A 21,112-nucleotide genomic window follows, 5' to 3' on the forward strand; every position below is an offset into this window, starting at 1 on the left:
GGTCCCGGGCTAGGCGTTGCCGTTGAAGAGGCTGGTCACGGAGCCGTTCTCGAAGACCTCGTTGATCGTGCGGGCCAGCAGCGGCGCCAGCGAGAGTACGGTGAGGTTGTCGAAGTGCTTCTCCGGCGGGATCGGCAGCGTGTTGGTCGCGATCACCTCGCGGGCACCGCAGTTCGCGAGCCGCTCGGTGGCGGGATCGGAGAACACGCCGTGCGTGGTCGCGATGATCACGTCCTTCGCGCCCGCCTCCTTGAGCACGCCGACGGCACCGGCGATGGTGCCGCCGGTGTCGATCATGTCGTCCATGAGGACGCAGGTGCGGCCGGCCACGTCGCCGACCACGCGGTTGCTCTTGACCTGGTTCGGGACATTGGGGTCGCGCGTCTTGTGCACGAACGCGAGAGGCGCGCCGTCGAGAGCGTCGGCCCACTTCTCGCCGACCTTGACGCGCCCGGCGTCGGGGGAGACGACGACCATGTTGTCGGTGCCGTACTTCTCCCGGACGTACCCGGCGAGGATCGGCTGCGCGTGCATGTGGTCGACGGGGCCGTCGAAGAAGCCCTGGATCTGGTCGGTGTGCAGGTCGACCGTGATGATCCGGTCGGCGCCCGCGGTCTTGAGCAGGTCCGCCACCAGGCGGGCGGAGATGGGCTCGCGGCCGCGGTGCTTCTTGTCCTGGCGCGCATACGGGTAGAAGGGGAGCACCGCGGTGATCCGCTTCGCGGAGCCGCGCTTGAGCGCGTCGATCATGATGAGCGTTTCCATGATCCACTGGTTCACCGGATACGGCGCGCTCTGCAGGACGAAGGCGTCGCTGCCGCGCACCGACTCCTCGAAGCGCACGAAGATCTCGCCGTTGGCGAAGTCGCGCGCGGTCTGCGGGGTGACCTGCACTCCGAGCTCGTCGGCGACCTGCTGCGCCAGCTCGGGGTGGGCGCGGCCCGAGAACAGCATCAGGTTCTTCTGGTTATCGATCCAGTTGTTCACTGCTCGTCAATCCTCGCGATAGCCTTCTGGGCCGCTTCGGCTGAGCTCGTGCCCGGGCGTCGGCGCTGTACCCAATCGTCGATGTTTCGCTGATCCGCGGCGGACACCGCCAGGGCTCCGGGGGCACGTCGCGCTTGATCACGGTACCCGCTCCGCTGTACGCGCCGTCGCCGACCTCCACCGGCGCGATGAGCATCGTGTCGGATCCGATGCGCACGTGGTCGCCGATCACCGTTCGGTGTTTGTTCACCCCGTCGTAATTCACGGTCACCGTGCCGCAGCCGATGTTGCTGCCCTCGCCGATGGTCGCGTCGCCGATGTAGCTCAGGTGCGGGATCTTGCTGCCCGTGCCGATCTGCGCGTTCTTGGTCTCGGCGAAGGCGCCGATCTTGCCCTTCGGGCCCAGGTCGGTGTTCGGCCGCAGGTAGCTGAACGGCCCGACGGTCGCGTTCTCGCGGATCACCGACAGGTGCACCTCGCTGCGGAGCACCGTCGCGCCCGCGCCCACCTCGGTGTCGATCAGGGTGGTGTCGGGGCCGATCACCGCGTCCTCGGCGATCACGGTGGCGCCGCGCAGGTGCGTGCCGGGCTCGACGGTGACGTCGGGCGCGATCTCGACGTCCACGTCGATGTAGGTGCTCTCGGGGTCGATCACGGTGACCCCCGCCCGCTGGTGCCGCTCGACGATCCGGCGGTTGAGCTCGCGGCCCAGGTTCGACAGTTGGACTCGGTCGTTGCAGCCGGCCACCAGCATGTCGTCGTCCACGTGGTCGCCGCGCACCAGGTGGCCGGCCGCGCGGGCGATGCCGATGACGTCGGTGAGATACAGCTCGCCCTGCGAGTTGTCGGGCCGCAGCTGGGCCAGCGCCGCGACGAGCCGCGCGTGGTCGAAGGCGTACACGCCCGAGTTGATCTCGGTGATCGCAAGCTGCTCCGGCGTCGCGTCCTTCTGCTCGACGATCTGCGTGACCTGCCCGTCCTGGGTCCGCAGGACGCGGCCGTAGCCGGTGGGGTCCGCGACGGCGGTGGTCAGCACGGTGACGGCGGCGCCCGCGCCGCCGGTGTGCGTGTCCAGCAGCGCGCGGAGCGTCGCGGCGTCCAGCAGCGGCACGTCGGCCGCCGTGACGATGACGGTGCCGCGGAAGTCGCCGGGCAGCGCGCCGAGTCCGGCCTGCACGGCGTCACCGGTGCCGCGCTGCTTCTCCTGCACCGCGATCAGGATGTCGTGTTCGAGCTCGCCGGCCGTCGCCTGCGCCGCGTCCGCGACGCGTTCCCGGTCGTGCCCGACGACAACCACCAGGTGGTCGGGCGCCACGCCCGCGGCGGCATGCAGCGCGTGTCCGAGCAGCGTGCGGCCCGCGATCCGGTGCAGCACCTTCGGCGTCTTCGACCTCATCCGCGTGCCCGCGCCCGCGGCGAGGATCACCACCGCCGTCCCGTTCGTCATCGCTCGCTCCTCGTGTTGCGCATCGAGGTGAATCCTACGAGAGCGGTCCGGCCGGGCTCGTCATGGCACAATGCTTGGCGACGGTTCCGAATCGCACTCGGGCCCGGTCTCCCGTGGTGTAATCGGCAACACTTCTGATTTTGGTTCAGACATTTCAGGTTCGAGTCCTGGCGGGAGAGCAGTTCAGGGCCGCGTGCGTTCCCACGGTTCGACGGGGCCGGGAACGCCTCGGAAGCTCGGGTGTGGATCGGGCGTCTCGACGGTGCGCCACCGCCGCGCCACGTCCGGGCTCCGCGCCTCCAGCTTGGCCCGTAGGTGCACCCACTCCAGGTTCAGCTGGCCGTCGGTCACGTCGATCGGTGCGACCGTCAGGGTCGGCTCGTCGATGCGGGTGCGGTCGAAGCGGTAGCCGCGGGCGTCGGCCTCGTCGGCGAGGGCGACTAGGTACGCGCTGACCGCGCCGAGCGGGTCCGGCGCGCCGCGGAAGCGCTCGAGCTGGGGATGCCGCGTGTAGCCCTTCGTGCGGCCCGCGAGCACCGCCTGCGCGAGCAGCGTCTCTCGCCAGCAGGCGACCAGCGCCTGCCGGTCGAGGTAGCGCGGGTGCACCGACCAGATCCGCATGGGGCACACGGTATAGGCGCTGAGATTAGGAGCGCAGACAGTCGTGTGTGACGAGGCGCACGTCGCGGACAATGTGCAGGTCGCAGGATGTTCTTCCCAAGCGGGACAATCTTTTCTCATTCATCTGTTGACAGGAATAGATTCCGTTCATAACGTGAAATCTGCTCGACACGACATAGATATTCGATGGGAGCGAGATGATGACCGACGACCGCGCCACGCCGGCGGAACGAGTCCCGCGACCTCCCGTCGAGGCGGTTCCGCCGCTGGTCCTCCACCCCCGCGGTGGTGTCGTGATCGGTGCACTGCTGGTGCTGACGCTGGGGCTCATGGTTCCCCTCGTCGTGCATCTGGCACGCGTTCCGATCGGCTGATCGCACCGGCCGTCGAGTTGCACACCCGAAAGTTCCGTAACGCGAAGGAGAACACGATGAGCTTCACCGACGACGCCAAGAACAAGGCGCAGGACATCAAGGGCAGGGCGAAGGAGACCGTCGGCACCGCGTTCGACGACCCCCAGCTCAAGGAGGAGGGTCGCGGCGACCAGGCCGAGGCCTCGGTCAAGGACAAGATTGCCGGCGCCGCCGACAAGGTCAAGGAGGGCGTCGACGAGGTGAAGGACAAGCTCTCGGGCAACTGAGGGCCCGAGACCGACGACGACGGGAGCTGGACAATGATGATTCGACGGATAGCGCGACCCTGCTCGGTTCGATCTTCGTCTACACCGGTTACACCGGCCTGACGAGCGACCCGGGGCGGAAGGCGGACACCGTCGCCCCGCTGGTGGAGAAGGCCACTGAGGCCCTTCCCGATTCGACGGCGATCCCGACGAGCGCCAGGAGTTGGGTAAGGATCAACGCGGGTGTCCAGCTCGGCGGTGGCCTGCTGCTCGCCACCGGGCGGGTTCCGCGGGCCGCCTCGCTGGCCCTTGCGGGCACCCTCGTGCCCGCGACGGTCGTCGACCACCCGTTCTGGGCGGAGTCGGACCCGCGGCCCGCCGCGAGCAGCAGTTGCACTTCGTGAAGAACCTGTCGCTGCTCGGCGGCCTGCTGATCGCAGGCTTCGACACCGAGGGCAAGCCGGGCGTCACCTGGCGCGCCCGCCGCGCAGCCGAGCGTGCGTCGGAGCGGGTCTCCGACACCGTCTCGGCCATCACGCCGGGACACCACGACGGTGGAACGACCTGGAAGGAGCGGGCCCATGCCGCCCAGGAGTACGGCGCGACGGCGATCGGCCGGGCGAAGCCCGCGGTGGTGGGCGCCGTCGAGACGGCGAGACCAACGCTCAGCGACGCCGTCGAGCGGGCCAAGCCCGCGGTCGCGGACGCGGCGGAGAAGGTGAAGCCCGTCGTCGACGACGCCGTGGACCGCGCGCGGCCCGTCCTCGCCGATGCGGCGGACGCCGCCGCGGGCTTCGCCGAGAAGGCGGGGGACCGTCTGCACGCCTTGCGGGACCAGGCGTCCGCCGCGGTGGCGGAGGGCAAGCGGGCGCGCATCGCGTAACGTGGGGCGCCCGGCCTGGATACGGTCGCGGGTAGGTCGAGAAGAATCGAGTCGCCGTGCCCCGTAGGCCTGAATTCACCGGGCGGTACACCGATGCGCTGCACGCCCTGGAGGTGTCGACGCAGCGCAGTGCTCGGGTGGAGAATCTCGGAGGTCACTACGCACTCCGGGTCGACTTCGAGCTCGGCCGGTACCTGCTCGCGACGAACACCGACGCGGACAGCGGCCTCGCCGACGATGATGCGGGCGCGCCGTGGCGGGTGCGGTTCTACGACGGTGCCCTCGACGCAGGTGCGGCGGAACTGATCGCGGACCGGTCGGCGGCGTGGCTGATCGACGCCTACGACGCCGCGGTACAGGACCTTCCGCCCGTGACTGAAGTGCCGCACACCTGACCGTCCCCGCGGGATCCTCCGCGGGGCGGCGTAGTGCTCCTGATTCAGCGGGCACAAGATCTATACTCTGGAAAGCAGGTTTTCATCCCCTTCGGGTCACAGGGGGTGGCCGGGAGATCGGAAGGGATCGGAGGATGAGTGCGATGACTCGATCCCATCGCGTGCGTTCCGATCTCGGCGTGTACAGCATCTCCGTGGCGTCCGAGTTGTCCGAGGTGGGCCTGCAGACGCTCCGCCTGTACGAGCGTCGCAACCTGATCCGCCCACAGCGCACCGCCGGCGGGACCCGCCGTTACAGCGAGGACGACATCGCGCGCATCCGGCGGATCAGTGAACTCGTCGCCACGGGGGTCAACCTGCCCGGAGTCGAACGGATCCTCGATCTGGAGGACCAGTGCGCTGACTTGCGGATGCAACTCGACGCCTGCCGCGCCGGAACCGACTGACGCGGGCGGTGCGTCCGCTGCGCTACGGCTGCACGTTGACCGAGTAGGAGGCCGCGGCGTCCCGCACGTCGAGCACGTACTTGCGGGACTGGTTGTAGACCATCACGGCCTTCTCCCAGCCCTGCGCGGTGGTGAGGTCCTTGCCGGACACGCACAGGTACCGCGCCGCGGTCATCGCCGCGTCGTCGATGTTGTCGGGGTCGGCCTTGCCGTCGCCGTTGGCGTCGACGCCGTAGCGCTGCCACGTCTCGGGGATGAACTGGAACGGTCCCATCGCGGCGTCGTACTTCGCGTTCGGACGGTGCGGGTCGGTGCCGGTAGCCCGGATCTCCATGTTGCCGTTGGTCCCGTCGAGCGGCACGCCGCGGATGGGCGGCGACACCTTGCCGTCCGCGGCGACCGTCGCCCCGTGGTACGTGCCGTGCTTGCTCTCGATGAACGCGATACCGGCCAGCGTGGTCCACGCGATCCCGCACTCGGGCGTCCGCTGCCGCAGCGCCTCCGCGGCGTTGCCGTAGGCCTCGAGTGAGATCACGGGGATGCCGGTGGCCACGCTGATCGGGGTGGCCCAGTCACGCAGCAGTTCGGCCGTTCGGCCGGGCCCGTTGACGTTGATGTACGGCACCGGTGCGCCCGGTCCGGGCGGGATGCCCTGCGGTATCTCGGGGCGGGGCGAGAAGGTACCGCAGGCGGCGAGCACCGTGGCCGCGACGCCGACGACGGCTGCCGCGCGCATGCGGGAACTGACCATGACCTCGCGTGAACTTTCTCGAACCGGAACATGTCGGACGTGGGATCAACGCCCGGAGCGCGTCTCAGGGTTCCAGGATGTGATCCCGGTCCCAGGCCGCGGCCCACGAGTCTACCTCGCCGGAGGCCATCGCCGCCTCCGCCGCCCGCACCCGGTCCATGAAGGCCAGGACCCGCCGCCGGTAGTCCAGTTCGAAGGCGGCATCCTCGGTCGCGGGGTCGACTGTCACGGTGCGCAGCTCGTCGGGGACGAGCTCCCACGGGAACCCGGTGGTGCGCAGCCGCTCGAAGACCTTCGCCACCAGCGCCAACGCGGGCTGGCCGAGGGAGATCGAATCGAGGACGGAGGCGCGGTCGCCGCGCTCGAGCCGCTTCTGCCGCTCCCAGTTCTCGGCCTGCGTCGCCACGTCGACCACGGCACCGTCAGCCAGGTGCGGCGTGCGCCGGCGGACCTTGGCCGCGAGGGTGCGGGCGACGTCGTCGATGCCGAACGGGTGCGTCCCCTCCTCGGCGATCCGGGAGTGGAAGACCACCTGCAGCAGCAGGTCGCCGAGCTCGCTGCGCAGCTCGTCCGCAGCGGCGGCCCCGCCCTCGGGGGCGTCGAGTGCGGAGACGGCGTCGGCCACCTCGTACGTCTCCTCCACCAGGTACCGCAGCAGGCTCGCGTGCGTCTGCTCCGACTCCCACGGTCCCTCGCGCCGCAGCCGGTCGATCAGGTCGACGGTGTCGAGCACGGCGAGCCCGGCGGGGCGCGGCACCGCGATCACGTCGGCCCCGGCGGCCCGCAGCGCGACCGCCGCGGGATGCGCGTCGTCGGAGGTGAGCAGCGTCGCGCCCGACGGGACCTCCGTCCCGAGGACGGGGCGGCCGTCGGTGAGGTGCCACGCGAGTTTCACCGGCAGCTCCTCGGTGTAGTGCACGGGTCCGGAGAGCGCGGGCAGGGCCGCGACCGGCAGCAGGGTGGGCAGCGCGGGGTTGAGCAGCACGACGGTGCCGCGCCCGCCACTCACGGCGCCCCAGCCGCGGCGACCGCGCGGGGAGGCTGGTCGAGCCGCCAGTAGCCGGCGCCCTTGCCCGCCATGGCGGCGAGGAAGTCGGCGACGGCCTGCAGCACCTCGATGTCGCGCACCCGTTCGCTGCCGACGCCGCCCCCGCCGACCCGGGGGAGCGGGAAGGTGACGGTGCGGGTCGCCGCGCGGTAGGAGCCGCCCGGGTACAGACGCTTGAGCCGCATCTGCTGCGAGTCCAGTAGTTCCATCGGCGCGATGCGCAGATTGGTGCCGGTCACCGTGATCTCGGTGACGCCCGCGTCCCGCGCCAGCGAGCGCAGCCGGGCGATCGCCGCGAGCCGCTCCACCTCCACCGGCGGCGGGCCGTACCGGTCGGTGAGCTCGGTGAGCACCTCGGCGACGGCCGTATCGTCGTGCGCCGCGGCCAGTTTCCGGTACGCCTCCAGGCGGAGCCGGTCGCTGGTGACGTAGTCGGGCGGGATGTGCGCGTCCACCGGCAGGTCGATGCGCACCTCCTTCTGCTCCTCGGGCGCCGTGATCGGCTTGCCGTCGGCGGCGGCGCGGTAGGCCTCGACGGCCTCGCCGACCAACCGGACGTACAGGTCGAAGCCGACGCCCGCGACGTGGCCGGACTGCTCGGCGCCGAGAACGTTACCGGCGCCGCGGATCTCGAGATCCTTCATCGCCACGGCCATGCCGGCACCGAGGTCGTTGTTCTGCGCGATGGTCGCCAGCCGGTCGTAGGCGGTCTCGGTGAGCGGCTTCTCCGCCGGGTAGAGGAAGTACGCGTAGCCGCGCTCGCGGGAGCGGCCCACGCGCCCGCGCAGCTGGTGCAGCTGCGAGAGTCCGAGGTTCTCGGCCCGCTCCACGATGAGCGTGTTCGCGTTGGAGATGTCCAGGCCGGTCTCGACGATCGTGGTGCACACCAGCACGTCGAACTCGCGGTTCCAGAACCCCTGCACCGTGCTCTCGAGGGCCTCCTCGCCCATCTGCCCGTGCGCCACCACGACCCGCGCCTCGGGCACCATGTCGCGGATGTGCTTGGCGGCCCGGTCGATCGAGCTGACCCGGTTGTGCACGTAGAAGACCTGGCCGTCGCGCAGCAGCTCGCGGCGGATGGCCGCGGCCACCTGCTTGTCGTCGTACGCGCCCACGTAGGTGAGCACCGGGTGCCGCTCCTCTGGTGGGGTGAGGATGGTCGACATCTCGCGGATGCCGGCCATGCTCATCTCGAGCGTGCGGGGGATCGGGGTCGCGCTCATGGTGAGCACGTCGACATTGGTGCGCAGCGCCTTGATGTGCTCCTTGTGCTCGACGCCGAAGCGCTGCTCCTCGTCGACCACGACGAGGCCCAGGTCCTTCCAGCGCACCCCGGTCTGCAGCAGCCGGTGGGTGCCCACCACCACGTCCACGCTGCCGTCGGCGAGGCCCTCGAGCACCTGCTGGGTCTCCAGCTTGTCGGTGAACCGGGACAGGCCCTTCACCGTGACCGGGAAGCCCTGCATCCGCTCCTCGAAGGTCTTCAGATGTTGCTGCGCGAGCAGCGTCGTGGGCACGAGCACCGCGACCTGCTTGCCGTCCTGGACCGCCTTGAAGGCGGCGCGCACGGCGATCTCCGTCTTGCCGTAGCCCACGTCGCCGATGACGACGCGGTCCATCGGGACCGCCTTCTCCATGTCGGCCTTCACGTCGCCGATCACCGTCATCTGGTCGACGGTCTCGGTGAACGGGAACGCGTCCTCCATCTCGCGCTGCCACGGGGAGTCGGGTGCGAAGGCGTGACCGGGCGCGGCATTGCGGGCCGCGTACAGCTGCACCAGCTCGCCCGCGATCTCGCGGACGGCCTTGCGCGCCTTGCGCTTGGTGTTCTGCCAGTCGCTGCCGCCCATCTTCGACAGCGCGGGCATCTCGCCGCCGACGTACCGGGAGAGCTGGTCCAGCGACTCCATCGGGACGAACAGCTTGTCGCCCGGCTGGCCCCGCTTGCCGGGGGCGTACTCGATCACCAGGTACTCGCGGCGGGCCCCCGCGACGGTGCGTTCGATCATCTCGACGAACTTGCCGATGCCGTGCTCGTCGTGCACCACGAGGTCGCCGGCGGTCAGGGCCAGCGGGTCGACCTGGTTGCGGCGCTTGGCCGGAAGCCGCCGACCGTCGCCGACACCCGCGACCCGGTTGCCCGTCAGGTCCGGCTCGGCCAGCAGGACGAGTTTCTCGGCGGGCACGGTCAGGCCCGTCTGCAGGCTACCGCGCAGCACGCCGACGGTGCCGGGCTGCGGCGCGGCGCCCGCGTCCAGCTCCGTGGCGGGGACCTCGGCGTCGCGCAGCCGCTCCAGGATGCGGGCGCGAGTGCCCTGGCCGGCGACCACGATCACGCCGGTGCCGCCGGACGCGGCGTGGGCGCGCAGCGTCGCGAACAGCTTCTCCGCCTCGGCCTCGGATCCCCGTGGTGCGGGCGCGTGTTCGGCGTGGACCGTGAGGTGGTCCGGCCCCTCGTCCGGCCCCGTCGCTAGCGGGGAGACGGTCCACCACGGGCGGCCGCCGTCGGAGACGGAATCGTGCACCTCGTCGAGCGAGCGGTAGGCGCTGGCGCCCAGGTTCATCCCCGACGGGTCCAGCGGCGCCGCCGAGCCGAGCGCGGCCGCGGTCCACGAGGCCTCCAGGAACTCCTGGCCGGTGCGGCCGAGATCCGCGGCGCGGGTGCGGATCTTCTCGGGATCGAGCAGCAGGGTGTGCGCGCCCGCGGGCAGGACGTCGGTGAGCAGTTGCAGCTCGCCGGGGATGAGCGCGGGGATCAACGCCTCCATGCCCTCCACCGGGATGCCCTGCGAGAGCTTCTCCAGCATCTCCACCAGCGCGGCGTCGGACTCGTGTTCGGCCTTGAGCGCTGCCGCGCGCTCGCGGACCTCCGCGGTGAGGAGGAGCTCGCGGCACGGGTACACGTGCACGGTGCCCACCTCGACCTCGGGCTGGGAGCGCTGGTCGGCCACCGAGAAGGCGCGCAGGTCGGTGATCTCGTCGCCCCAGAACTCCACGCGCACTGGGAGATCCGTGGTCGTGGGGAAGACGTCGAGGATGCCGCCGCGCACGGCGAACTCGCCGCGCTTGCCCACCATGTCGACGCGGGTGTAGGCGAGTTCGACCAGGGTCTCGATGAGCTCGTCGAAGTCGTGCTCGACGCCCTCGCGCAGCGTGATCGACGGTGCGTCGCCCAGCCCGGGCGCCATCGGCTGCACCAGGGAGCGCACCGTCGCCACGACTGCGCGCAGGGGTTCGCCGTACTGCGCGTCGTCCGGGTGGGCCAGCCGGCGCAGCACCTGCAGCCGGCGGCCCACGGTGTCGGCGCCCGGGGAGAGCCGCTCGTGCGGCAGCGTCTCCCAGCTGGGGAACTGCGCCACGGCCCCGTCGCCCAGCATCTCGCGCAGCTCGGCGCTCAGGTCGTCGGCCTCGCGTCCGGTCGCGGTGACCACGAGCACAGCCACACGGTCCGCGAGCGCCGACACGAGGAAGGGACGCGCACCGTCGACCGCGGTAACGGTGAGGTCGGGCCTACCCGCGGCGGCCGCGAATGCTGCGACATCCGGATCGGCGGCGACCGCCCTGGTCAGTCCGGAGAGGGCTGGGACGGAGGAGGGGGCGGCGTCAGGCACCGGACCAGTGTATTGGCGCAGTCCGACACGCGCCGACGGGCCCGAGTCGGCTCAGTCTCCGGAGCCGGACGGCGCGTAGCGGGCCAGGAAGGTGGCGACCGCCTCGTCGGCGACGGCGTCCGATTCCTGCTGCGTAGGGCGCGACCGGCCGCCGGTGAGGGTGAGCCGGTTGAGTGGCGCGGCGAGGGCCAGCCAGGTGAACTGTTCGGCCGCGGAGGCGGGATCGGCGGTGTGCAGCAGATTCCGGTCGGCCAGGCGCGCTAAGGCGTCGGCGAGGAGTGCCTGGTTGCGATCCCAGCTGCGCCGCACGTAGTCGTCGGCGACCTCGGGGAAGCGCTCCGCCTCGGCGGAGACCAGGGCGCGCATCCGCAGGACGGGGCCGCTGAGGACGCCCGCCTGCAGCGCGCCGGCGAGTGCGCGCAGCCCGCGTGCGGCGTCGTCGGTCGCGACCAGCGCGTCGAGGTGCGGCCGCATCGCGTCGCGGCCGCGGTCCACCCAATCGCGGACGACGGCCGCATACAGGTCGTCCTTCGACGGGTACTGCCGGTAGAGGGTCTGCTTGGAGATGCGGGCACCGGCGGCGACGGCGTCCATGGTCGTGCCCGCGAAGCCGCGGTCGAGGAGCAGGTCCCGCGCGACGGCGAGCAGGTCGGCGCCGCTGCGGCCGCCCGGCCGCCCGCGGAGCCGGGGTGTGCCCTGTGCGGTGTCCATGCCCGAAATAGTACTGGACAGTACTCGAGCGCGGGCGTAGGGTACTCATTAGTACTAAAAGGAGGGCGTCATGATCGTCGCAGGTATCGCCGTCGCCGCGTTCGCGACATTCGTTCTCAGCTCGATCTACTACGTGCTTCTCTCCCCGGTGGAGCAGCGGGCGCTCGGAGATCGGGCGCTCGACCGCGGGAGGCCCGGCCCGGCGAAGGTCGTCGCGGAACTGGTCCGCACGGCCGTGGTCGCGGCCGGCTTCGCCTGGGTCGCGGATCAGGCCGGTCTTTCTCCCTCTCGGGATCCCTCTTGCTCGCCCTCGTGCTCTGGGTGGCGTTCCCCGTGGTGCTGCTCACCGGATCGATCATCTGGGAGCGCGTGCCGTGGCAGACCGCGGCGATCCACGCCGGCGACTGGCTCCTCAAGCTCGTGCTCATCGCCGTCGCGCTGGGCCTCCTCCACTGATCGAAGGGAAACGTCATGTCCGCCATCGCAGGTCCGCTCGACACCACCTTCACCGCCGTGCTCCGGCGGAGCGAGGCGAAGGGTGGGTGGACGTACGTCGTGCTCGACGGGTCCGCCGAGTTCTTCGGCTCCCGCGGCCTCGTCAAGGTCTCCGGGACCGTGGACGGGGTCCCGTTCACCAGCTCCTTCATGGCCCTGGGCGACGGGACGCACAAGCTCCCGGTCGCCGCGAAGATCCGCCGCGAGATCGGCAAGCGGGAGGGCGACGCGGTCACGGTCCACCTCCAGCGGCGGCTGAACTGAGCGGCCGAGTCTTGACAGGTGACGTGGGTCACTTTAGGTTCCTTGTTCATGGTGAATGAAACATCAGCGTTCCGGATGGGATCGCGGTTCCTCGCGGCGCTGATCGGCGCGGTCCTCGCGATCGCGGTCGGTATTGCGACGACGCCGAGCGCGCACGCGCTCCCGCCCATCGTCGAGCCCGCGCCGCCCGCCGATCCCTTCTACGACCGGCCGGCGGACCTCGCGTCGCTGCAGCCGGGCGAGATCGTGCGCACCCGCGCCACGTCGATCCGGTCGCTGCAGATCATGCCGCTCAACGTGGACGCCTGGCAGCTCGCCTACCGCACCACCGGCATGAACGGCGAGCCCGACCTCAGCGTGACCACCGTGATGGTGCCGCGCGGCACGAAGCCCACCAAGCTGCTCTCGTATCAGGCGGCCGCCGATTCGACGCTGCGCATCTGCCAGTCGTCGTACGCGACGACCAAGGGCGGCCCCGTCGACCTCGCCGCGAAGGAGGGGCCGCTCACGTTCGGCATGCCCGCCGCCGAGCTGCTGTTCGCAGGCCTCGGGCTGCAGGAGGGATGGGCCGTCGCGATGCCCGACCACGGCGGCGGCGAGAACCGCTTCCTCACCCCGCGGCAGCCCGGTTGGGCCGTTCTCGACGGCATCCGGGCGGTGGAGAACTTCTCCCGCCTCGGGATGAACGCGAAGACCCCCGTCACGCTCTGGGGCTACTCCGGCGGCGCGATCGCCAGCAGCTGGACCATCGAGGAGCACCCCACCTACGCGCCGGAGCTCAACATCCGTGGCGCGGCCTTCGGCGCGCCCGAGCGCGATCTCGAGGCCTCGCTCAAGGCCGTGAACACCTCGCTGCTCGCCGGCCTCATCCCGCTGGCGCTGTCCGCGCTCGGCAAGGACTCCGAGGAGTTCCGCGCGGCCCTGGACAAGGTGCTCACCCCCGAGGGGCGGGCGCGTGTCAACGAGACCCGTCGGCACTGCATGCCGCAGAACGTCGTGGCCAACCTGTGGTTCGACTACAACCGCATGCTGACCAAGCCGGTCGACGAGGTCCTGCGGATCCCGGTCATCGCCAAGACGATCCGCGAGCGCGGCGTGAGCGGCCGCGTCCCGACGGTGCCCGCGTACGTGTACAACGGCATCACCGAGGAGGTCGCCCCGATCTCGGGTACCGACAAGCTCGTGAACTCGTACTGCAAGGGCGGCGCGTCAGTGACCTACCGTCGCGAGGAGTTCCCGCCCAACCCGGTCCCGCAGCTGATGACCACCCACGGCACCGTCGTGGTGACCGGCGCGGGCGGCGCCTTCAACTGGCTCAAGCAGCGGATGGATTCGACCGGACCGGCATCGTCTGGCTGCGACATCCGCAACGTCTTCAGCAGCGGCCTCGAGCCCGCCGCGATCGGCACCTTCGGGCAGGCCATCGGCACGATCCTCGCCTCGCTCGTGGGGGCTCCGATCGGGGCGGGCCCGCGGTAGCCGACGTCGCCGCTGCCTACTCGGTGCCGTCCTCGCTCTCGGCCAGCGGGCTGGGCTCAATGGCGACGGGGTTCTCCTTGAGGCCGATGAGGCCGTACCAGGAGAGGTTCACGATGTGGGCGGCGACGGCCTCCTTCGGCGGCGTGCGCACCTCGAGCCACCACTGCGCCGTCATGGCGACCATCCCGACCAGCGCCTGGGCGTAGAGCGGCGCCAGGTCGGGGTCGAGGTTCTTGCGCTCGAACTCGGACTCGAGGTGGTTCTCGACCTGGCCCACCAGGTCGTTGAGCAGCGTCGAGTAGCCGCCGGAGTGCTCGACGGAGCTGTTGCGGGTGAGGATGCGGAAGCCGTCGGCCCGGTCCTCGACGTAGGTCAGCAGCGCGAGGGCGATCTGCTCGATGCGTGACTTCGAGCGGTCCTCCTTGAGCGCGCGCGAGAAAACGTCGAGAACCGTTTCCATCTCGCGGTCCACGACCACGGCGTAGAGGCCCTCCTTGCCGCCGAAGTGCTCGTACACGACGGGCTTGGAGACGCCTGCCTTCGCGGCCACCTCCTCGATCGTCGCCGCCTCGTACCCGCGGTCGGCGAACACCGACCGCGCGGTGTCGACCAGCTGGTTGCGGCGCTCCGCCGCCGTCATCCGCTTCCGGGCGGGCTTCGCCGTGGTCACGGCGCGTCCGTCTCGCCGGCCTCCGGCTTCGACGGTGCCGCCGGCGCGCCCTCGGCGTCGGCGCGGGCCGCGGCGATCTGCGCCTGGTAGGCGGCCTGCGCCCGGTCGTGCTGCCGCTTGATGTACCGGCTGGCGAACACCAGCCCCACGAAGAACAGGATCTCCAGCACGATCGCCACGACGTACAGCACCCGCTGCGTGTTGTTCTGCGCGTCGGTGAGCCGCCAGATCAGGACGGCCAGGATCAGCACCAGCACGCCGCCCATCACCTTCAGGTTGAGGCCGTTGCTGAACGGAAGCGGCTTTTCACTCATAAGAGCCGATTCTACTTACCGCATGGCGAGCACCGTGAGGTCGGCGAACAGGTCCAGCAGCGGCTGCGGGAACAGGCCCAGCACGACGACGGCGACCACGCCCGCCCCGATCACCACCGCAGTGAGCGGATCGACCTTCGGCACGTCGGGCGCGAACTCGTGCGGCGTGGTGGAGTACATCACCACGATCACCCGGAAGTAGAACACCGCGGCCACGGCGCTGGCGACCACACCGACCACCACGAGCCAGGCTCCGCCGCGTTCCGCCGCCGCGGCGAACACGGCGAACTTCCCGGTGAAACCGCCGGTCAGGGGGATCCCCGCGAACGACAGCAGGAACAGGGCCATCGCCCCGGCCAGCCAGGGACGGGACCGGCCCAGCCCGGCCCACCGGGCCAGTTCGCCCACTTCGACGGTGCCGCCCTCGGGCCGGGTCTCGCGGACCGCGCCCGCGAGGGCGAATGCGCCGATCGTGCTGAGCGCGTAGATCGCCAGGTAGAAGCAGGCCGCTCCGGCGCCGCGCACCGTCCCCGCGTGGACGCCGATGAGGAGGAAGCCGGTGTGCGCGATCGCCGAGTACGCGAGCAGGCGTTTGATGTCGGACTGGGTGATCGCCATGATCGAGCCGACGACGACGGTCACCACCGCCACCGTCGCCAGCACCGGCCCCCACGGCACGTCGCCGAACGCGACCAGGACGAGCCGCACCAGCACCCCGAAGGCCGCGACCTTCGTGGCCGCCGCCATGAACGCCGTCACCGGCGTGGGCGCGCCCTGATACACGTCCGGTACCCATGAGTGGAACGGCACCGCGCCCACCTTGAACAGCACGCCCACGGCGATCAACGCCGCCCCGACCGCGCCCAGGACCTCGTCCTGGGGCACCGCCTCGATCGCGGTATCGCCCGTCGCGGCGAAGCGCAGGGCCACGCCGAACAGGAGGATCGCCGAGCTGAACGCACCCAGCAGGAAGTACTTGAGCGCGGCCTCCAACGGCAGTTGGCCGCGGCGCCGGGCGAGGGCGCACAGCAGGTACAGCGGCAGCGAGAACACCTCGAGCGCGACGAACAGCGTGAGCCAGTCCTGCGCCGAGGCGAACGCCATCATCCCGCCGAGCGCGAACAGCGTCAGCGGAACGGACTCGGTGTGCGTCATCGGGTTGTCGCGCGCCACCATCAGCGCGATCGCGGGCAGGGTCGACACGAGGAGCAGGCCCTGGATCGCGAGCGACAGGCCGTCGGCGGCGACCGAACCGGCCAGCACGGGGTGGGGCGGAGCACCGTCGACGGCGAGCAGGACGACGGCGACGAGGGCCGCTACCACGGCGCCCCCGCCGAGCACGCCGTGCGCGAGCGCGCGGCCCCGGGGCGGCGCGAACGCCTCGACCACCACGCCGATGATCGCGGCGCCGAACACGATGAGCGCGGGGGCGATCTGCGCATACTCGATGCTCATCGCGCCACCTCCGCCGTGGTCGCGGCGACGGACGGGTTGATCGCGTCGAGCGCCGGCGCCGGGAACAGGCCGAGCCCGAACAGGGCGATCAGCAGGGGGACCAGCACGATCAGCTCGCCCGGCCGGGCGTCGTTGGAATCATTCGGCCCGCTCGTTGCGCTCCCGGCGCCGAAGGTGCGCTCCACCTCCGCGGGGGCGGGGCCGGTGAACATGCGCTGATACGTCCACAGCACGTACAACGCGGACAGGACGAGGGCGATCACGCTCACGATCGCGGCGACCGCCCACCGCGGATAGGTGCCCACCACCACGAGCAGCTCGGACACGAACGGGCCGAGGCCGGGCAGCGAGAGCGTCGCGAGGCCCGCGATGAGGAACGCGGCGCCGAATCTCGGTGCGCGCGACCACACGCCGCCGAAGTCGGCGATCTCGCGACTGCCGCGCCGGGCAACCAGGAACCCCGCCGTGAGGAACAGCGCGGCGGTCGCGACGCCGTGGTTCACCATGTACAGCACGGATCCCGCCTGCGCATCGCCGGTGCGCGCGAACACCCCCAGGATGATGAATCCGAAGTGGCTGATCGAGGTGTACGCGATGAGCGACATCACATCGGACTGCCCGATCGCCAGCATCGCGCCGTAAACGATCCCGACTACCGCGAGCGCCGCGATCCACGGCGCGAAACGCGCTGCGGCGTCCGGGAACAGCGTCAGGCAGTAGCGGAGCATCGCGAAGGTCCCCACTTTGTCGACGATCGCCATCATCAGCACGGCGGTCGGCGGATTCGTCTGCACCGCGGCGCCGGGGAGCCACGTGTGCAGCGGCCAGAGCGGTGCCTTGACGGCGAACGCGAACAGGAACCCCAGGAACATCAGGTCCTGTGCGGCGCCGGGGCCGGGGCCGGCACCGTCGGCGAGGGACCGCAGATCGAACGTGCCGGAGGTGGCGTAGAGGCCGACGACCGCGGCCAGCATCACGAGCCCACCGGCCAGGTTGTACAGCAGGAACTTCACGGCGGCGCGGGTGCGGTCGCCGGGATCGCTTCCGGTGCCGCCGAACCCGGCGAGCAGGAAGTAGAGCGGGATCAGCATCGCCTCGAAGACGAGGTAGAACACCAGCACGTCGGTGGTCACGAAGCTCAGCAGGACCAGCGCCTCGACCGCCAGCGTGAGCGCGACGTACGCGCCGCCCCGCTCGGACTCCGCCTCCCGGCGCCCGGCCAGGAGCAGCACCGGAAGCAGAGCCGTGGTCAGCAACACCAGCACCAGGCCGGTGCCGTCGAGCGCGAGCCGGTACCCGGCGCCGAACGCCGGTATCCACTCGGCGTTCTCGGCGAACTGGAATCCCCTGCGGTGTCGAACGCCCAGGCCAGTCCGATGCCGATCGCGAGCGCCACCGCCGAGGCGAGCAGACCGATCCAGCGCGCCGCGCGGGGCGCCGCCGCCGCCGCCGCGACGGCGCCGACCGCCGGCACGGCCCACAGCAGGGTCAGCCAGGGCGCGCTCATGAGACCCACACCGCCGCGGCGCCGATCAGCACCGCCGTCCCGGCCAGCATCGTCAGCGCGTAGCTCCGCGCGTACCCGGTCTGCCAGCGGCGCAGCAGCACCGACGCGCCTCCTATGCCCGCCGGGATCGCGTTGATGGCGCCGTCGATGCCCTTGCTCTCGGCCGTCAGGAGCGCGGCCGTGGCGCCCTGTCCGGGCCGCATGAACACGGCCTCGTTGAGGGCGTCACCGTACAGGTCGTTGCGCGCCGCGCGGGTCAGGGGGGTCACCTCCGACGGTGCCGGAACGGGGACGGTGCGGGTGGCGAGGATCGCGACGGTCACGCCGACGGCGACGGCGCCCAGGACCAGCGCCGTGACCGCCCATGCGGGGATCGTGTGATGCGCCTCGGGGGCGGAACCCACGGCGGGGGCGAGGAAGTCGGCGACCCGGCCGCCCAGGACGAGGAGAGCGCCGGCGCCGATGCTGCCGACGGCCAGCACGACCATGGGCGTCGTCATCACCGACGGGGACTCGTGCGGGTGGGTGCCCTCGCGCCAGCGGGGAGCGCCGAAGAACGTCAGGATCATCACCCGGGTCATGTAGAAGCCGGTGATGCCGGCGCCGAGGATCGCGATGCCGCCCAGCACGATCCCCCAGAATCCGTCGTGCCCCAGTGCCGCCTCGATGATCCCGTCCTTGGTGTAGAAGCCCGAGAGCGGCGGCACGCCGATGATGGCGAGGTAGCCCAGCCCGAAGGTCACGGCGGTGACGGGCATGACCTTCGCGAGGCCGCCGTACCGGCGCATGTCGGTCTCGTCGTCCATGCCATGCATCACCGAACCCGCGCCCAGGAACAGGCCGGCCTTGAAGCAGCCGTGCGCCAGCAGGTGCGCGATCGCCAGCGCGTATCCGGCCGGCCCGAGGCCGGCGGCCAGAACCATGTATCCGATCTGACTCATCGTGGACGCGGCGAGCGCCTTCTTGATGTCGTCCTTCGCGCAGCCGATGATCGCGCCGAACAGCAGCGTGACCGCGCCGACCGCGAGCACGAAGCCCTGCGCCACGGGTGCCGCCTCGAACACTGGCCCGGCGCGGACGATGAGGTACACGCCCGCCGTGACCATGGTGGCCGCGTGGATCAGCGCGGAGACTGGAGTGGGGCCCTCCATCGCGTCGCCGAGCCAGCTCTGCAGCGGCACCTGGGCCGACTTCGCGCAGGCGGCGAGGAGGAGCAGCAGGCCGAGCCAGGTCAGCGTCCCCTCGCCCGCCTCACCCGCGCGCGGCAGGAACTCGCCGAAGGTGGTGGTGCCGAACGTGGTCAGCGTGACCGCCACGGCCAGCGCCAGCCCCATGTCGCCGACGCGGTTGACCACGAACGCCTTCTTCGCGGCGGTCGCCGCGGAGGGCTTGTGCTGCCAGAAACCGATCAGCAGGTACGACGCGAGGCCCACGCCCTCCCAGCCCAGGTACAGCACCACCAGGTCGTCCGCCAGGACCAGCACGAGCATCGCGCCGAGGAACAGGTTGAGGTAACCGAAGAACCGCCGCCGCCCCGGATCGTGCGCCATGTACCCGACGGAGTACACGTGGATCAGGGTGCCCACGCCGGTGATCAACAGCGCGAAGCACACCGAGAGCTGGTCCAGCCGCAGCGCCAGGTCGACCGAGAGGTCGCCCCCCGAGAACCAGTGGTAGAGCACCACACCCACCGAGCGATCGGCGCCGTCGCGGCCGAGCAGCCCGACGAACGCGGCGGCGGCGGCGACGAACGAACCGGCCGCGACCAGCGTGCCGAGGAGGTGTCCAGTCCGGTCGAGGCGCCGCCCACCGAGCAGCAGCACCGCCGCTCCGGCGAGGGGGATCAGCGGCAGAGCCGCGATGAGGGGTCCCACGGGTCACCGCCTCAGGAGGTGCGGCTCGTCGACGGACACGGACCGTCGAACGCGGAAGATGGCGATGATGATCGCGAGGCCCACGACGACTTCGGCCGCGGCGACCACCATCGTGAAGAAGGCCAGCACCGGCCCTGCGGCACGGCGTGCATGCGGCCCGCCGTCACCAGCGACAGGTTGGCGGCGTTGAGCATCAGCTCCACGCACATGAACACCACGATCGCGTTGCGGCGCAGCAGTACCCCCGCGGCGCCGATGGCGAACAGGAGCGCGGCCAGGTAGAGGTACAGATGCGGGTTCACTGCGACACCTCCTCGCCGCGCGGCACCGACGGGGTCTCGTCGTCGAGCGCGTTCGTGCGGCCGGGCAACGCGCGCCGCTGTCCGGGCGTCCGCGGAGTCAGGGTGTGGTTCACCGAATCGGGGGACGGCGTACCGTCGGGCAGCAGGGCCGGGAGATCGACGGCGTTGCCGAGCGCGTACACCCCCGGGTTGGGCAGCGGCGTGGCGCGGCGGCCCTCGCGGAACCGGCGGATCGACTGCTCGCGCTGGGAGAGCGCTGTGGCGAGCTTCTCGCGGTGCGCCAGGATCATCGCGCCCAGCGTGGCGGTGATGAGCAGGGCGGCGGTGAGCTCGAACGCCCACAGGTAGCGTACGAACACCGTGTCGGCCGGGCCTCGACCGAGTTCGGCGGGTAGACCGACGGTGCGCCGCTGCGGGGCGTGGGCAGCGTGGCCCGGGCGATGAGGCCCACCAGCAGCATGCCGAAGCCGAGCCCGGCCACCGCGGCCGCGGCGCGATGCCCGCGCAGGGTCTCTGCCAGCGAATCCGACGAGTCGACGCCGACGAGCATCACCACGAACAGGAACAGCATCATCACCGCGCCCGTGTAGACCACGATCTGGACCACGCCGAGGAACATCGCGCCCTGGGCGATGTAGGCCACGGCCAGCAGGATCATGGTGGCTGCCAGGCACAGCGCGGAGTAGACGGCCTTCGAGGCCAGCACCACCCCGAGGGCGAACAGGACCGCGGGCACCGCCACGATCCAGAAGGCCCATTCCTCGCCGCTCATTCGTCGACCTCTCCGCGGTAGTAGTCGGCGGCGGTCAGGCCCTCGCGCATGGCGTGCGGCGGCGGCGTCTCGCCCTCGTGCAGCGGGGCCAGCAGGTCGTCCTTGTCGTAGATGAGGTTCCCGCGGTCGCCGTCGGCCATCTCGTAGTCATTGGTCATCGTCAGCGCACGGGTGGGGCAGGCCTCCACGCACAGCCCGCAGCCGATGCAGCGCAGGTAATTGATCTGGTAGGTGCGCCCGTACCGTTCGCCGGGCGAGTACCGCTCCTCCTCGGTGTTGTCGGCGCCCTCCACGTAGATCGCGTCGGCGGGCAGCTCCACGCGCAGAGCTCGCAGCCGATGCACTTCTCCAGGCCGTCGGCGTACCGGTTGAGCTGATGCCGACCGTGGTACCGCGGCGCGGTGGGCTCCTTGTGCTCCGGGTAGTTCTCGGTGACGGGCTTGCTGAACATGGTGCGCAGG

19 protein-coding genes, 1 tRNA gene and 5 pseudogenes are annotated in these 21,112 nt (G+C 71.0%); 10 read left to right on the forward strand and 15 right to left on the reverse strand.

Going from position 1 to position 21,112, the window contains the following annotated elements; translation table 11 throughout:
• Positions 1-9: 9 nt before the first annotated feature.
• Together MTP03_RS04730 and glmU are read right to left on the reverse strand one after the other, a co-directional pair.
• A complete protein-coding gene (locus tag MTP03_RS04730) occupies positions 10-954 on the reverse strand; it encodes a ribose-phosphate diphosphokinase (protein WP_232015612.1) in 945 nt (314 codons plus the stop codon).
• A gap of 29 nt (positions 955-983) precedes the next feature.
• Positions 984-2,434: pseudogene (gene glmU, locus MTP03_RS04735) on the reverse strand (bifunctional UDP-N-acetylglucosamine diphosphorylase/glucosamine-1-phosphate N-acetyltransferase GlmU).
• A 107-nt stretch (positions 2,435-2,541) separates the two neighbouring features.
• Between glmU and MTP03_RS04740 the strand changes: the two are divergent.
• Positions 2,542-2,613, forward strand: a tRNA-Gln gene (locus tag MTP03_RS04740).
• Between the two features lie 4 nt (positions 2,614-2,617).
• Here MTP03_RS04740 and MTP03_RS04745 read toward each other — a convergent pair.
• The gene (locus MTP03_RS04745; RefSeq protein WP_248490938.1) at positions 2,618-3,055 is read right to left on the reverse strand and encodes a pyrimidine dimer DNA glycosylase/endonuclease V; all 438 of its coding nucleotides are present in this window, start codon (positions 3,053-3,055) and stop codon (positions 2,618-2,620) included.
• Positions 3,056-3,255: 200 nt separating this feature from the next.
• Here MTP03_RS04745 and MTP03_RS04750 point away from each other — a divergent pair, with 200 nt between their 5' ends.
• From MTP03_RS04750 to MTP03_RS04775, 6 genes are all read left to right on the forward strand, one after another.
• Entirely contained in the window at positions 3,256-3,429 is a 174-nt protein-coding gene (locus MTP03_RS04750; RefSeq protein ID WP_248490939.1) for a hypothetical protein, read from the forward strand.
• A 56-nt stretch (positions 3,430-3,485) separates the two neighbouring features.
• Positions 3,486-3,695, forward strand: a complete 210-nt coding sequence (locus MTP03_RS04755; protein ID WP_248490940.1) for a CsbD family protein — start codon at positions 3,486-3,488, stop codon at positions 3,693-3,695.
• A 71-nt stretch (positions 3,696-3,766) separates the two neighbouring features.
• Complete coding sequence (locus tag MTP03_RS04760) at positions 3,767-4,078, forward strand: DoxX family membrane protein (protein ID WP_256465267.1); 312 nt, start codon at positions 3,767-3,769, stop codon at positions 4,076-4,078.
• Entirely contained in the window at positions 4,075-4,557 is a 483-nt protein-coding gene (locus MTP03_RS04765; protein WP_248490941.1) for a hypothetical protein, read from the forward strand. Before MTP03_RS04760 ends, MTP03_RS04765 begins: the two co-directional genes overlap by 4 nt.
• Before the next feature lie 56 nt (positions 4,558-4,613).
• Positions 4,614-4,952, forward strand: a complete 339-nt coding sequence (locus MTP03_RS04770; RefSeq protein ID WP_248490942.1) for a hypothetical protein — start codon at positions 4,614-4,616, stop codon at positions 4,950-4,952.
• A 143-nt stretch (positions 4,953-5,095) separates the two neighbouring features.
• Positions 5,096-5,398 carry a MerR family transcriptional regulator gene (locus tag MTP03_RS04775; protein ID WP_248490943.1) on the forward strand — a complete coding sequence of 101 codons (303 nt, stop codon included), beginning with the start codon at positions 5,096-5,098 and terminating at the stop codon, positions 5,396-5,398.
• Positions 5,399-5,420: 22 nt separating this feature from the next.
• Here MTP03_RS04775 and MTP03_RS04780 read toward each other — a convergent pair whose 3' ends face one another.
• The 4 genes from MTP03_RS04780 to MTP03_RS04795 all read right to left on the reverse strand — a co-directional run bounded on the left by MTP03_RS04780 (position 5,421) and on the right by MTP03_RS04795 (position 11,519).
• Complete coding sequence (locus MTP03_RS04780; RefSeq protein ID WP_371820888.1) at positions 5,421-6,134, reverse strand: lytic transglycosylase domain-containing protein; 714 nt, start codon at positions 6,132-6,134, stop codon at positions 5,421-5,423.
• Positions 6,135-6,213: 79 nt separating this feature from the next.
• Entirely contained in the window at positions 6,214-7,158 is a 945-nt protein-coding gene (locus tag MTP03_RS04785) for a MazG family protein (protein WP_248490945.1), read from the reverse strand.
• A complete protein-coding gene (gene mfd, locus MTP03_RS04790; RefSeq protein WP_248490946.1) occupies positions 7,155-10,808 on the reverse strand; it encodes a transcription-repair coupling factor in 3,654 nt (1,217 codons plus the stop codon). Before mfd ends, MTP03_RS04785 begins: the two co-directional genes overlap by 4 nt.
• 51 nt (positions 10,809-10,859) lie before the next feature.
• Positions 10,860-11,519 carry a TetR/AcrR family transcriptional regulator gene (locus tag MTP03_RS04795; RefSeq protein ID WP_248490947.1) on the reverse strand — a complete coding sequence of 220 codons (660 nt, stop codon included), beginning with the start codon at positions 11,517-11,519 and terminating at the stop codon, positions 10,860-10,862.
• 300 nt (positions 11,520-11,819) lie between these two features.
• On the opposite strand from MTP03_RS04795, the gene MTP03_RS04800 reads away from it, so the two are divergent.
• The 3 genes from MTP03_RS04800 to MTP03_RS04810 are packed head-to-tail and all read left to right on the forward strand — an operon-like array spanning position 11,820 to position 13,757.
• Entirely contained in the window at positions 11,820-11,975 is a 156-nt protein-coding gene (locus tag MTP03_RS04800) for a DUF1761 domain-containing protein (RefSeq protein WP_248490948.1), read from the forward strand.
• A gap of 15 nt (positions 11,976-11,990) precedes the next feature.
• The gene (locus MTP03_RS04805; RefSeq protein ID WP_248490949.1) at positions 11,991-12,278 is read left to right on the forward strand and encodes a DUF1905 domain-containing protein; all 288 of its coding nucleotides are present in this window, start codon (positions 11,991-11,993) and stop codon (positions 12,276-12,278) included.
• A gap of 48 nt (positions 12,279-12,326) precedes the next feature.
• On the forward strand, positions 12,327-13,757 hold the full coding sequence (locus MTP03_RS04810; RefSeq protein WP_248490950.1) for a lipase family protein: 1,431 nt from the start codon (positions 12,327-12,329) through the stop codon (positions 13,755-13,757).
• A 16-nt stretch (positions 13,758-13,773) separates the two neighbouring features.
• Here MTP03_RS04810 and MTP03_RS04815 read toward each other — a convergent pair whose 3' ends face one another.
• The 8 genes and pseudogenes from MTP03_RS04815 to nuoI all read right to left on the reverse strand — a co-directional run bounded on the left by MTP03_RS04815 (position 13,774) and on the right by nuoI (position 21,102).
• Positions 13,774-14,427, reverse strand: coding sequence for a TetR family transcriptional regulator (locus MTP03_RS04815; RefSeq protein ID WP_371820889.1), 654 nt, complete (start codon positions 14,425-14,427; stop codon positions 13,774-13,776).
• Positions 14,424-14,741 (reverse strand): hypothetical protein, encoded by a 318-nt coding sequence (locus MTP03_RS04820; protein ID WP_248490951.1) that lies wholly within the window; start codon positions 14,739-14,741, stop codon positions 14,424-14,426. The genes MTP03_RS04815 and MTP03_RS04820 overlap by 4 nt, the downstream gene beginning before the upstream one ends.
• A 15-nt stretch (positions 14,742-14,756) precedes the next feature.
• Positions 14,757-16,196 carry an NADH-quinone oxidoreductase subunit NuoN gene (nuoN, locus tag MTP03_RS04825; protein ID WP_248490952.1) on the reverse strand — a complete coding sequence of 480 codons (1,440 nt, stop codon included), beginning with the start codon at positions 16,194-16,196 and terminating at the stop codon, positions 14,757-14,759.
• Positions 16,193-17,703, reverse strand: a pseudogene (locus tag MTP03_RS04830) (NADH-quinone oxidoreductase subunit M). Before MTP03_RS04830 ends, nuoN begins: the two are co-directional and overlap by 4 nt.
• Positions 17,700-19,577, reverse strand: a complete 1,878-nt coding sequence (nuoL, locus tag MTP03_RS04835) for an NADH-quinone oxidoreductase subunit L (RefSeq protein WP_248490953.1) — start codon at positions 19,575-19,577, stop codon at positions 17,700-17,702. The pseudogene MTP03_RS04830 and the gene nuoL overlap by 4 nt, the downstream one beginning before the upstream one ends.
• Before the next feature lie 3 nt (positions 19,578-19,580).
• Positions 19,581-19,879 (reverse strand): annotated as a pseudogene (nuoK, locus tag MTP03_RS04840) (NADH-quinone oxidoreductase subunit NuoK).
• Positions 19,876-20,651: pseudogene (locus tag MTP03_RS04845) on the reverse strand (NADH-quinone oxidoreductase subunit J). The pseudogenes nuoK and MTP03_RS04845 overlap by 4 nt, the downstream one beginning before the upstream one ends.
• A pseudogene (gene nuoI / locus MTP03_RS04850) lies at positions 20,648-21,102 on the reverse strand (NADH-quinone oxidoreductase subunit NuoI). Before nuoI ends, MTP03_RS04845 begins: the two co-directional pseudogenes overlap by 4 nt.
• Positions 21,103-21,112: the final 10 nt, after the last annotated feature.

The organism is Tsukamurella sp. PLM1 (genome assembly GCF_023168325.1).
Classification (GTDB): domain Bacteria; phylum Actinomycetota; class Actinomycetes; order Mycobacteriales; family Mycobacteriaceae; genus Tsukamurella.